The sequence below is a fragment of the Peptostreptococcus sp. MV1 genome (assembly GCF_000758885.1).
Classification (GTDB): domain Bacteria; phylum Bacillota; class Clostridia; order Peptostreptococcales; family Peptostreptococcaceae; genus Peptostreptococcus.
Map to the genome: position 1 here is coordinate 1 of NZ_JRNB01000067.1, position 12,974 is coordinate 12,974.

10 protein-coding genes are annotated in these 12,974 nt (G+C 39.7%); 9 read left to right on the forward strand and 1 reads right to left on the reverse strand.

Annotated features, from left to right (window positions below):
• Positions 1-59: 59 nt before the first annotated feature.
• Positions 60-1,421 (reverse strand): UDP-N-acetylmuramate--L-alanine ligase, encoded by a 1,362-nt coding sequence (murC, locus tag HMPREF1639_RS05185; protein ID WP_036764121.1) that lies wholly within the window; start codon positions 1,419-1,421, stop codon positions 60-62.
• 338 nt (positions 1,422-1,759) lie between these two features.
• On the opposite strand from murC, the gene purR reads away from it, so the two are divergent.
• The 9 genes from purR to HMPREF1639_RS05230 all read left to right on the forward strand — a co-directional run bounded on the left by purR (position 1,760) and on the right by HMPREF1639_RS05230 (position 12,956).
• Positions 1,760-2,602 carry a pur operon repressor gene (purR, locus tag HMPREF1639_RS05190; RefSeq protein WP_036764123.1) on the forward strand — a complete coding sequence of 281 codons (843 nt, stop codon included), beginning with the start codon at positions 1,760-1,762 and terminating at the stop codon, positions 2,600-2,602.
• Positions 2,603-2,791: 189 nt separating this feature from the next.
• Positions 2,792-3,442 (forward strand): C39 family peptidase, encoded by a 651-nt coding sequence (locus HMPREF1639_RS05195; protein ID WP_036764125.1) that lies wholly within the window; start codon positions 2,792-2,794, stop codon positions 3,440-3,442.
• 114 nt (positions 3,443-3,556) lie between these two features.
• Positions 3,557-4,948, forward strand: a complete 1,392-nt coding sequence (glmU, locus tag HMPREF1639_RS05200; protein ID WP_036764127.1) for a bifunctional UDP-N-acetylglucosamine diphosphorylase/glucosamine-1-phosphate N-acetyltransferase GlmU — start codon at positions 3,557-3,559, stop codon at positions 4,946-4,948.
• Between the two features lie 104 nt (positions 4,949-5,052).
• Positions 5,053-6,009, forward strand: coding sequence for a ribose-phosphate diphosphokinase (locus HMPREF1639_RS05205; protein WP_036764129.1), 957 nt, complete (start codon positions 5,053-5,055; stop codon positions 6,007-6,009).
• A gap of 173 nt (positions 6,010-6,182) precedes the next feature.
• Positions 6,183-7,247 (forward strand): type IV pilus twitching motility protein PilT, encoded by a 1,065-nt coding sequence (locus HMPREF1639_RS05210; protein ID WP_052045429.1) that lies wholly within the window; start codon positions 6,183-6,185, stop codon positions 7,245-7,247.
• Entirely contained in the window at positions 7,238-7,882 is a 645-nt protein-coding gene (locus tag HMPREF1639_RS05215; protein ID WP_036764133.1) for a hypothetical protein, read from the forward strand. The genes HMPREF1639_RS05210 and HMPREF1639_RS05215 overlap by 10 nt, the downstream gene beginning before the upstream one ends.
• A gap of 16 nt (positions 7,883-7,898) precedes the next feature.
• Complete coding sequence (pth, locus tag HMPREF1639_RS05220; RefSeq protein WP_036764135.1) at positions 7,899-8,459, forward strand: aminoacyl-tRNA hydrolase; 561 nt, start codon at positions 7,899-7,901, stop codon at positions 8,457-8,459.
• A gap of 18 nt (positions 8,460-8,477) precedes the next feature.
• Entirely contained in the window at positions 8,478-11,882 is a 3,405-nt protein-coding gene (gene mfd, locus HMPREF1639_RS05225; RefSeq protein WP_036764137.1) for a transcription-repair coupling factor, read from the forward strand.
• A 12-nt stretch (positions 11,883-11,894) separates the two neighbouring features.
• Entirely contained in the window at positions 11,895-12,956 is a 1,062-nt protein-coding gene (locus tag HMPREF1639_RS05230; RefSeq protein ID WP_036764138.1) for a peptidylprolyl isomerase, read from the forward strand.
• Positions 12,957-12,974: the final 18 nt, after the last annotated feature.

The following is a 12,974-nucleotide window of genomic DNA, read 5'->3' on the forward strand; positions in this document are numbered from 1 at the left end:
TTTAGCGTTGGGAGAGAATTTTTTCTCTCACCAACGCTAAATATTATACAACCGTATGTTTATTTATTTTCTAATTTTAAAAGAGATTCAGCTACTCTGTTTATAGGTCCTGCTCCACAAGTCATAAAGATGTCATTAGGTCCCAACTTGTCCTTTATATAGTCAACTATATCGTCGAAGGTTGGAAGGTAGATGGCATCTACATGGTTTTGGTAGAGGCTCTGGACTAGGTCCCTGGAAGATATATCGCCGGGGTCCTTTTCTCTGGCTGCATATATATCAGTTACAATTACCTTGTCTGCTGAATAGAAGGCCTCTGAAAATTCCTTGAACAAGCTCTTGGTCCTAGAGTATGTATGAGGCTGGAAGGCAACCCATAGTTTCTTGTCCTTGAGATTTTTGGCAGCTGCTAGAGTAGCCTTAATTTCAGTTGGATGGTGGGCATAGTCATCTATGACTAGGGCCTCCCTGTAGTAACCCTTCTTTTCAAACCTCCTGCCAACTCCAAGGTATTCCTTTACAGCCTTTCTAATAGTGTCTATATCTATATCCGATACTATGGCAGCTAGGATAGCAGCTGTAGCATTGTATATATTGTGAAGTCCGTATACGGATAGGTGGAAGCTACCTAGGTTTACGCCCTTGTATTTTAGGTTGAATATGGCATAACCGTTCTCGTCATACCTGATGTCTGTAATGATGGCATCATTGTCAGGGTCCTGACCAAACCTAATTATATTTGCTCTGACATCATAGACTATGTCCTTGGTATTTTCATTGTCGCCATTTATTATAAAGTGACCATTTTTAGGTAGGAGCTTGCCAAACTTATTGAAGGAAGCCTTGATCTCATCTAGGCCTGAAAAATAGTCTAGGTGGTCTTCTTCTATATTCAATACAATTCCTATCAATGGGTTGAAGCTAAGAAAGCTATCTACATACTCGCAGGCCTCTGTAATAAAGTGTTTGGAGTTACCAATCCTTACATTTCCTCCTATTGTACTCAGGTTGCCACCAACTAGGACAGTTGGATCAGTCTGAGCATAGTCAAAAATAGTTGACAGGATACTAGTAGTTGATGTCTTGCCGTGAGTACCTGCAACAGCTATAGAGTTTTTGTATTCCCTCATTATCTGGCCCAAGAAGGCAGCTCTGTTGATTAAAAGTATGTTCTTGTCTTTTGCTTCTTGTAGTTCTTCATTGTCATCTGATATGGCAGCAGTGTAGACTACCATATTTATATCATCTGCTATATTCTCTTTTTTCTGGCCGATGTATATAGTTGCTCCTAGGCTCCTAAGGTGGTCTAGTAGGTAGGAGTCTTGGGCATCTGAGCCAGATACCCTATAGCCTTTATTTAGGCAAATTTCTGCTAGAGCACTCATATTTATGCCACCTATACCTATAAAATGTATATTCACTTACGTGTCACCTCTCCTTATTTAAAAAACTATAAAAATATTTATCTAAAGTATACAATATGAACGTTTTATATGTTATAATTAAGGAACGTTCACTATATATCGGTGTTTTTAATTACTTGAAAACACTATAGACAGTATAATGTATATTTCAAATAAAATAAAGTTTTTATTTTATTTAATAGCTACATTATACCATAAAGGGTATGTGTGTGCTAGTTTTGATATGTTTAAAACAAATAGTTCTATAAAGAAAGTTTATTATATAAAGTTTTATGTATGAATTATGAATCATACTTAAGAAAAATAAGAGTTAACTATATAAAAATGGAGGAATTATGAATAAATTTAAAAGAAATGAGCGTATAGGAGCAATCGTAAAGATACTATCAGACAATCCAAATAAGATTTTTACCTTGAGTTTTTTCACTAACCAGTTCAATGCGGCCAAGTCTACCATTAGTGAAGACCTTATAGTGGTTAAGAATGTGTTTGAAAAGCTACAGCTAGGAAGGGTCGTGACAATATCTGGAGCAGCTGGTGGTGTCAAGTATATACCAAAGACATCAAAGGAAGAGAATGAAGAGTTCCTATACCAGCTATGTGATAGGATAAAAGAAGAAGGTAGAATTTTGTCAGGTGGATTTTTGTACCTGATAGACCTGATATACGACCCAAGTGTTGTCTACAAGATAGGCGAGATATTTGCCTCTAATATAGACTACAGTGAGGCCGACTGCGTAGTTACTATGGAGACCAAGGGTATACCTATGGCCCTGATGACTGCCAAGGCTATGAACCTACCACTTGTAATAATCAGGAAAAATACCAAGGTGTCCGAGGGTCCTACAATCAGTATGACCTATGTAACTGGCTCGTCTTCTAAGATTGAGACAATGAGTCTTCCTAGCAAGGCCCTAAAGCCAGGCAGCAAGGTTATAATTATAGACGACTTTATGCGTGGGGGTGGTACTATCAAGGGTATGACTGAGTTGATGAAGGAATTTGACACTGAGGTAGTGGGAACTGGAGTATTTATTTCTACTATTCACCCAGAAAACAAGTTAGTTTCTAACTATATCTCTTTACTTGAGTTGGATACTAGGGGTGAAGAGGTCCTAGTATATCCTAATTTAAAGACCTTCAATTTTGAATACAGGGGTGAACAGGATCAAGACTAGTTTTAGCTTTATTTTATAGAAATATTAGAGGGCGTTTCAGATGCTTATACTTTGTGTAGGAGTCATCTGGAACGCTATTATGATGGGGAAAATTAAGCTTTAGTTTATATAGGGGGTATAAACTAGGGAAAGGTATATGGGAACTTCTGTGTATATACCTTGAATTTGCAGTAAAGAGGAGTGATATATATGAAATTTATTAAAAGATTGATCTTCTTGCTGGTAGTGGTATCGATAGCAGGTGGATCTTTCTATCTAATTCCTACCAGGTATCTAGATGTCAAGGCCAGCTACCAATATCCTAATATGCCAAATGGTTGTGAGGTGACTTCTCTAGAAATGCTGATGAGGTATGAGGGTTTTGACGTGTCTAATGAGAGTTTAGAGTCATACCTAGCCAAGTCTGGATACAGGGATGGCGACCCGGACAAGGCCTATATAGGCAGTCCCTATAGCAAGGATGGTTTTTATTGCTATGCAGGGCCATTGGCATCTTGTGCCAATTCCTACTTTAGGGATTTAGGAGTGTCAAGAAGTGCAAAAGATATAAGTGGGGCAAACCCATTTACTATTTTAAATTATGTAATATTTAATAAGAAGCCGGTGGCAGTATGGTATACCCTAGATGACAAGGAACCGACCTATAGTGACAGGTCATACAGGGATGCCAGTGGTCAAGATATCAAGCTCTATTCTAACCTTCACTGTGTGGTGGTAAATGGAATTGGCAAGGGCATGGTCAGTTTGATCGACCCAATCAAGGGCTATAGAAAGGTGAATTTTCTAGAATTTGCAAGGCTATATATGCAAATGGGAAATAGGGCTCTGGTATTGGAGTAGAGGATACATAGATTGATACTGTAATTTGGCTAATAAAATATATTATAATTCGGATGAAAAATGCCCAACATATGATATAATAATTGTTGACTAAAAAATGATGGAGGACGGAATATGAAAAAGGCAATAATATTAGCGGCTGGCAAGGGTACTAGGATGAAGTCTATTCACCCTAAGGTAATTCACCAGGTGTGTGGTAAGGCAATGGTAAACCATGTAATTGATGCGGCTAGGTCTGCTGGTGTAGGCGAGACTGTGGTTGTCTTGGGTCATGGTATAGATGAGGTAAGAAGTATAGTAGGTCAAGATGTGAAGATAGCCATTCAAGAGGACCAATTGGGAACAGGCCATGCGGTAATGATGGCAGATGAATATATTGGTGCAGAGGACACTATAATGGTCTTGTGTGGGGACACACCACTTATAGAGGCTGATACTTTGGAGAGGTTTTTTGCCTTCCATGATGATGGTGGATATGCAGTGTCTGTACTGACAACATCAGTTGCAGATCCTACAGGTTATGGCAGGATCATCAGGGATGACCAGGCTAGGTTGGTCAGGATAGTTGAGCAAAAGGACGCCAACGACCAGGAAAGGGCTGTAAAGGAAATCAATTCTGGTATATACTGCTTCAAGGGCAGCTACCTTAAGGAGGCCCTAGCCAAGGTTGACAATAATAATGCCCAGGGTGAGTACTATCTACCTGATACAATAGAGCTTATCAGAAATGCAGGTGGTCTAGCTGGTGCCTACCAGGGGGCTACTATAGAAGAATTGATGGGTGTAAACTCTAGGATCCAGTTATCAGAGGCTGAGGCCACTATGAGAAAGAGGATTAATGAGAGACATATGGTAAATGGTGTAACTATTATAGACCTAGCTTCTACATATATAGATGCAGATGTAGAAATAGGCAGTGATACTATTGTCCTACCTGGTTGTATGCTTACTAGAGGAGCAAAGATAGGATCAGCTTGTAATATTGGTCCACATACTAGCATAGAAAATTCTGTGATAGGTGACAATACAAGCGTCAAGAAGTCTGAAGTAATAGACGCTAGAGTAGGTGACAACACCAATGTAGGTCCATTTGCCTACCTAAGACCAAAGGCAGATATAGGTAACAACTGTAAGATAGGTGACTTTGTCGAGGTCAAAAATGCTAGCTTTGGTGACGGTTCAAAGGCTTCCCACCTTTCATATATAGGCGATGCAGAGGTCGGCAAGAATGTAAATGTAGGTTGCGGAGTTGTATTTGTAAACTACGACGGCAAGAACAAGTTCAGGTCTATAGTAAAGGACAAGGCCTTTGTAGGTTCAAATTCAAACCTAGTGGCTCCTGTTGTTGTTGAAGAAGATACCTTCATAGCTACTGGTTCTACTATTACTGACGATATACCAGAGGGTTGCCTAGCAATAGCTAGACAGAGGCAGGTATTAAAGCCAGGCTGGGTAGAGAAGAAGAGAAAAAGAGACGAGGAAATCTCTGCAAAGAAAGATAAATAAGATAGGTAAAAATAGATGAATAAACATAGATAATATGTTATAATGTAATATAGAGTGTAAAAATTAAGTTAAGTTTAAGTATTACTTTAGGAGGTTTGTATATTATGAGTTGTTACAATAGCCATAAGATGAAGCTTATTGCTGGTAACGCGTCTAAGGAGTTAGCTGCCAAGATAGCAGGTAACCTAGGAGTAGAACTAGTTGATTGTCAGGTCAATACATTTAGTGATGGTGAAATAGCTGTTACAATAAATGAAACTATTAGAGGTTGTGACGTTTTCGTTATCCAGTCTACAAATAGTCCTGTAAATAACAATTTGATGGAATTATTGATATTGATAGATGCATTAAAGAGGGCATCTGTAGGAACTGTTGCAGCAGTTATCCCATACTATGGATATGCTAGACAGGACAGAAAGGCTAAGGCAAGAGATCCAATCACTGCCAAGCTAGTAGCTAACCTAATCACAGCAGCAGGTGCTGATAGAGTTCTTACTATGGACCTACATGCAGGCCAGATTCAGGGTTACTTTGATATACCAGTTGACCACCTATTGGGTGGCAAGATATTGGCTGACTACTTTGCAAAGAAGCTATCAACTGATGATCTAGTGGTTGTATCACCAGACCTAGGTAGTGTTACAAGGTCTAGAAAGTTCGCCAACAATATCAGTAAGGAAGTGCCAATTGCAATAATTGACAAGAGAAGACCTAAGCCAAATGTAAGTGAGGTAATGAACATAATCGGTGAAGTAGAAGGAAAGAATGTAATCCTACTTGACGATATGATAGATACTGCAGGAACGATAGTTAATGCAGCCAATGCCCTTAAGAAGTTTGGTGCCAAGGATGTATATGCTTGTTGTACACATGCTGTATTATCTGGTCCAGCCATTGAAAGAATAGATAACTCAGATATTAAGGAATTGATAGTACTTGATACTATAGAACTTCCAGAAGAAAAGAAGATAGATAAGATAAAAGTCATGTCAGTAGCAGATGTATTTTCAGATGCTATCAACAGGATTTATACTTGTGATTCAGTAAGTAAGCTGTTCTAGTATCAGTTTATTTTTGAAATATAAAAATTCATATCAACAACAGAAAAACTCAAGTTCGCTTGGGTTTTTTTGTTGCAAATTTAATTTGCTTAGGGCGATTTTCCTCCTTGTGCACATAATACTATAGTGGATATCTTATGTATAAATAGATGATACTAGGAGGAGGTAGACCAATGCTTGATTATATAAAAAGCTTGAACCATATAGAATATTCAGACATACATATAAGAGAGGGCAAGGAACTAGCACTTAGGCTAGATGGAGATATTGTAAAGACCAATGTAATAGTATCTCGTGATGATATATTGAGATTTATGGATGGTGTAGGCAGGGCAGATATGGTGGACAAGATAGGGTCCAGTGGTGACTTGGATTTTTCTGTAGACTCGGATGGCTTGAGGTTTAGGGCCAACTTGTTTTTGCAGAGGTCAGGTATGGGCTTGGTGCTCAGGAGGATAAATAATCATATTAGGTCCATAGAGGAACTGGGGCTTCCTCATATTGTAACTGACTTTGCTAGATTGACCAGTGGTCTAGTCCTGATAACAGGTCCTACTGGATCAGGCAAGTCCACTAGCCTAGCAGCTATTATAGAATATATAAATGTAAATTTTGCCAAGCATATAGTCTGTATAGAGGACCCCATTGAATACTACTATGAGGACAAGAGGTCTATTATCAGCCAAAGAGAGTTGGGACTGGATTCAACTTCTTTTGAAAATGCCCTTAAATATTCTTTGAGACAGGACCCCGACGTTATAGTGATTGGTGAGCTAAGAGATCAGGAAACTGTAAGAATTGCCATGAGGGCGGCTGAGACAGGCCACCTATGTTTTTGCACCCTCCATACCTTGGGAGCAGGGGCAAGTGTGGAAAGGTTGATAGATATGTTTGATACAGGTGACCACACCAAGGTTAGGACCCAGTTGGCCATGGTGCTCAGGGGTGTATTGTCCCAACAACTGATACAAACAAGTAGAGGAAGAAGATTGGTAGTGGAGCTTCTCCTATCAGACAAGTCTGTTGCCAATATGCTCAGGGAAGGCAAGACAAATCAACTGACCAACTATATACTTACGAACAAGTCCAGGGGGATGGAGTCAATGGATGAAAACCTCCTGGCTCTCTATGATTCCAAGCTGATAGACCTAGACTGCCTATTAGACCATGCAATAGACCAAGATTACCTGATGAAAAAGAAGGGTAAGGTCAAGGAGGGCTATGGATTATGGAAGTAGTTGTATATTTTGCCCTTAGTTGTCTACTACTAGGTATCTTTACCATGACTCTCTTGGAAGCAAGGGGGCTTGAAATTTCTATAGGGGGACAAATTTTTATATTTGGACTCATATGTTTATCGGTTATTTATAATATTTACTGTGTAGCCATAGGAGATTTTTTCTACATTTGTCGGATGGTCTATATTCTGCCCTTCTTGATAGCTATATCCCTGGTTGATGCTAGCAGCCAGTGGGTATTTGATATAGATGTGATGGGCGGTCTTGTCCTTAGTGAATCTATATTGGTCTTGGAAATATTAGAAATTTTGCTTGATACTGGAAATACTATAGATAAAATTGGCCCGTTGATTTATAATAATGTAGTAGGCGTTTTGGTCTTGGTCGGCCTATCTTATGGTTTACACAGGTTTACCAAGGGGCTTGGCATGGGAGATGTCCTAGTATATGCCATGGTTGGAACCATGGGTGGCTTGCTAGATTCCTTAGCGGTATTTTTTTTATCGTTTATAAGTGCAGGCCTATATTGTGTGATAATATTGATAAATACGAGGAAAAAGGACGGTTTGATAGCATTCACTCCGTTTATTTCTATTGGTTTTATAGTGACATATGAAATAATGATATTTATTTAGGAAGGATTAAGAAAAAATGTATATAATAGTGGGGCTGGGTAATCCCGGAAAAAAGTATGAGCATACCAGGCACAATGCGGGTTTTGATGCAGTGGATATCTTGGCCGAGGAATACGGTATAAAGATAGACAAGATAAAGCACAAGGCCTTGATAGGAGAGGGCAGGATAGGTAGTGAAAAGGTGGTCTTGGTTAAGCCACAGACCTATATGAACCTGAGTGGTGAGTCTGTCCAGAGCGTATTTCAGTTTTATAAGCAAGACTTGGACCATCTAATTATCATATATGATGATATAGACCTAGATGTGGGCAAGTTAAGGATTAGAAAAAAGGGAAGCGCCGGTTCCCATAATGGTATGAAATCTATAATCAAGTGTTTGGGTTCACGGGATTTTCCTAGGGTTAGGATAGGTGTATCCAAACCAGAACCTAATAGGGACCTAGCAGACTTTGTTTTGTCCAGGGTTTCCAAGGACCAGGCTGATGATATGAGGTCAGGACTAGACAAGGCAGTTAAGACTGTGGAGGAAATTATTAGGACTGATATAGATATGGCAATGAACAAGTATAACGGTTAAAGTGTGGTGTTAATATAAATGGAAGATGTGCTAATATATCCTTTGAAAAATGACAAGGACTATAGCGGTATGCTGGCTGCTATAAATGAAAAAGGCAATATACATATAAGTGGCCTGTTACCAGTGACTAAGCCTAATATGGTGTATTCTATTTTCAAGGATACGTCTAGGCAGGTTATGTATATAGCCAATACTGAATATGAGGCAAAAAAAATATACGAAGAATTAGGCGTCTACCTAAACAAGAAGGTTGAATTCTTAACTACGAATGATATCCTATTTTATCACTTGGATGCTAGGGATAGGAAGGCAGATGCCAGAAACCTAAAGACTATACTAAGACTACTGAAAAAAGAAAAGATAGTCTTGGTTACATCAGTAGAGGCCATAGCTAGAAAGTATCTTCCAAAGAAGATAATCTTGGACAATATATTCAAGCTAAAGGTTGGTCAGACCATGGATATGCAGGAATTGGCTAGGAAGCTAGTCCATCTAGGCTACCAGAGGGTAGGCAAGGTGGAAGGTTTTGGCCAGTTTAGCATGAGGGGAGGAATAATAGACGTATTTACCCTTATGTATGACTTTCCTTTGAGGTTGGAGTTTTTTGATGATGAGATAGACTCTATCAGAGAGTTTGATATATATTCGCAGAAGTCAATCGACAAGTTCAAAACTGTGACTATTACCCCATCTAGGGACTTTATATATCCTGATGATGTGGATGCCGCTGTAGAAAAGATAAGGGCAGAGGTAAATGATATCACTGACTCGGATATCTTCAGAAATATTGAAAAGATAGGCTCTAGAGAGTACTTTGACGGAATTGAAAACTATATAGACTATATGTACGAAGGCCATGACAAGAGTCTTTTTGAGTATCTAGCAGATGATGCCCTGATATTTATAGATGATATATCCAGGTACAGGGAGAGGTTTAAAAATATACATGCAGAGTTCAAGGACAAGTATATGCTCAACCTTGAAAGGGGCTTGGCTATCAAGGGCCAGGGCAAGCTTTTGTATTCACTAAACGATTCTATTGACTGGATGGGTGATAGGAAATTAATTGTCAATTCCCTGCTTAATAAGGCGGTTAGTGATATGAATATCCAGCACGACTTTAGTATTGAGACTAGGGAAGTACCTAGCTACAGTGGTAGGATAGATATGTTTGTGGAAGATGTCAAAAGGTTGAGGCACGCAGGCTACAAGCTAGTCATAGCTGCAGCCACAAATGACAGGGCCAAGAAACTATCAAATATGCTTAATGACAATGGTATAGACAATATATACACTTCCAAGAGAGACCTGGAAATAAAGACATCCCAGGTGGTAGTTATGGCAGCCAATATAGGACAGGGATTCCAGTACCCTTCTATCAAGTTCCAGGTGACAACAGATAGGGAGATGTTGGGTGCTAGCAAGCAGGGCAAAAAATCCAAGTCCAAGAAAAAGAAGAAGGTCAATTCTTCTAAGATAGATTCCTTCCTAGATTTAAAGGTTGGAGACTATGTTGTTCACGAAAATAGTGGTGTAGGTAAGTACACCGGTATAGAACAAATTAGTGTAAATAATATAAAGAGGGACTATCTAAAGCTAGTCTATCAGGGTGGTGATAACCTCTATGTACCTATAGACCAGATGGATAAGGTCCAGAAATATATAGGAGGAGATGTAGAAAGGGTCAAGCTAAATAAATTGGGCAGTCAGGACTGGTCCAGGGCCAAGCGCAAGGTCAAGAAGGAAATAGAGGACATGACCAAGGAGTTGATCGAACTCTATGCCAAGCGTGAGGCAAGAAAGGGCTACAAGTTTGCCAAGGATACCCTATGGCAGGGAGAGTTTGAAGAAAAATTCCCATTCCAGGAGACTGATGACCAGCTCAAGGCTATCAAGGATACCAAGAAGGATATGGAATCATGTAAGGCCATGGATAGGCTAATATGCGGTGACGTTGGTTATGGTAAGACAGAGGTAGCTATTAGGGCAATTTTCAAGGCTGTCATGGAAGGCAAGCAGGTAGCTGTCTTGGTACCGACTACAATCCTTGCCCAACAGCACTACAATACCTTCGTTGAGAGATTTGAAGACTATCCTATCAGGGTAGAAGTCTTGTCTAGGTTTAGGACTGCCAAGCAACAAAAGGATATAATTAGCGCTGCCAAGAAGGGCTTGGTTGACGTCCTGATAGGTACCCACAGGATAGTGTCAAAGGATATAGATATGCCAAAATTAGGTCTGGTAGTTGTAGATGAGGAGCAGAGGTTTGGTGTAAAGCACAAGGAATCCTTAAAGAAAATCAAGGCTAATGTAGATGTCTTGACCCTATCAGCTACACCTATACCTAGGACCCTACATATGTCCTTGAGTGGTATAAGGGACATGTCTATTATAGAGGAGCCTCCACAGGAGAGGTACCCAGTAATGACCTATGTTACAGAGGCCAAGGATAGTATTATCCAGGACGAGATTCATAGGGAGTTGGCCAGGGATGGTCAGGTATTCTTTGTATATAACAGGGTCGAGGGCATAGACGAAATGGCTGCCAGGATTAGGAGATTGGTACCGGATGCCAAGGTGGGGGTCGCCCACGGTAGGATGTCATCCAATCAGTTGGAAAATACAATATTGTCCTTCCTGTCTAAGGAATTTAATGTTCTGGTCTGTACAACTATTATAGAAACGGGCATGGACATAGCCAATGCCAATACCATGATAATATACGATGCAGACAAGATGGGCTTGTCCCAGCTCTACCAGTTAAGAGGTAGGGTAGGTAGGTCTACTAGACAGGGCTATGCCTACTTGATGTATGAGAGGAACAAGGTTCTAAGTGAGGTTGCCGAGAAGAGGTTGAAGGCCATCAAGGAATTTACTGAGTTTGGATCCGGTTTCAAGGTTGCTATGCGAGACCTTGAAATAAGAGGGGCAGGAGATGTCTTGGGAGCCCAGCAGCATGGTCATATGGCAGTCATAGGTTATGAATTGTATGTCAAGATGCTCAACCAGGCCATAGCCAAGGTCAAGGGCCAAGAGGTCGAGGAAAATGTAGATGTGGAAATCGACCTGACAGTCAATGCCTTTATACCGTCCAGCTATATAGAAGACGAAATGATAAAGTTGGAAATGTACAAGAAGATTGCTACCATAGACAGCAAGGAAGACATGTATGAAATACAGGAAGAACTAGAAGATAGGTTCTCCGATATACCTAAGGAAACTCAAACCCTTCTGAACATAGCCTATGCCAAGGGACTCTGTAGGAGGTTGAAGATAGAAAGGGTAAAACAGACAGGCAATACTATAGACTTAGCTCCACTTACAAAGTACCAGACCAAGGAGGTTGGTAGCTCAAAAATAGTTGAAGAGTTATTGGTAATGTTAGAGGGCTTTTATCAAAATATAGAAAAAATAAAAAATTAGGAGGTTGTAATTTTGAAAAAAGTATTAGCAATTTTATTGGCTGCAGTAGTGGGAATATCTACAGTAGCGTGCTCAAGTGATGATGTAGGTTCTGTGGATGGAAAGGGAATATCAAAGAAAGAGTATACAGATCAGTTGAAGTTCACAAAGTTAATGTATGAGATGCAGTATGGTGAGAAAATTTGGGATCAGATGAAACTAAAGGACAAGAACTATCAAGAGACTGTTAAAAAGAATGTATTAGATTCCTTAATCAAGACTAATGTATACCTAAATTATGCAAAAAAGAATGATATCAAGCCAGACAAGAAGGTTTTGAGCCAGTACAAGGAACAGAACAAGAAGATATTTGAAAATGCCAAGTCTAAGGAAAGCTTCAAGAAGGCTGGTATAGATCAGGATTTCATGGAAAAGTATTCTGAACAGGCAGCTACAATGGCAGGTTTATCAAACTACTTACAGAAGAAGGCTGCTCCTTCAGAGGAAGAAATGAAGGCCAAGTTCAAGACTATGGGCGATAAGGTAGATGCATCTCATATATTAATCAAGACAGTTGATGACAGCAACAAGCCGCTTCCTGAAGCCAAGAAGGCAGAGGCCAAGAAGAAGGCGGAAGACCTATATAAGCAGTTGAAGGCAGGAGCAGATTTTGCAGAATTAGCCAAGAAGAACTCACAGGATCCAGGAAGTGCTGCAAATGGTGGTGCCCTAGGTGAATTTGGCAAGGGTCAGATGGTTCCTGAATTTGAAAAGGCTGCATTCGCACTTAAGGAAGGTGAGATATCTCAGGTAGTAGAAAGTCAGTTTGGTTACCATATTATCAAGTTGAACAAGAAGGTGAAGGCAGACTATGCTAAGAGTAAGGCTGAAATTAAATCAACTCTTACAAATGAAAAAGTTAAGAAGTTAGTTGAAGAAATAGTCAAGGGAACTAAGACAGAAAAGAACGAAGACAAGTTAAAAGACATTGCTTTTGGTGATGAAGCCAAGGCTGATGACAAAAAATCAGACGAAAAAAAGTCAGATGACAAGAAGGCTGCTGAAAAATCAGACGACAAAAAAGCAGACAAGTAAAAAATAAGAAGTGGCAAT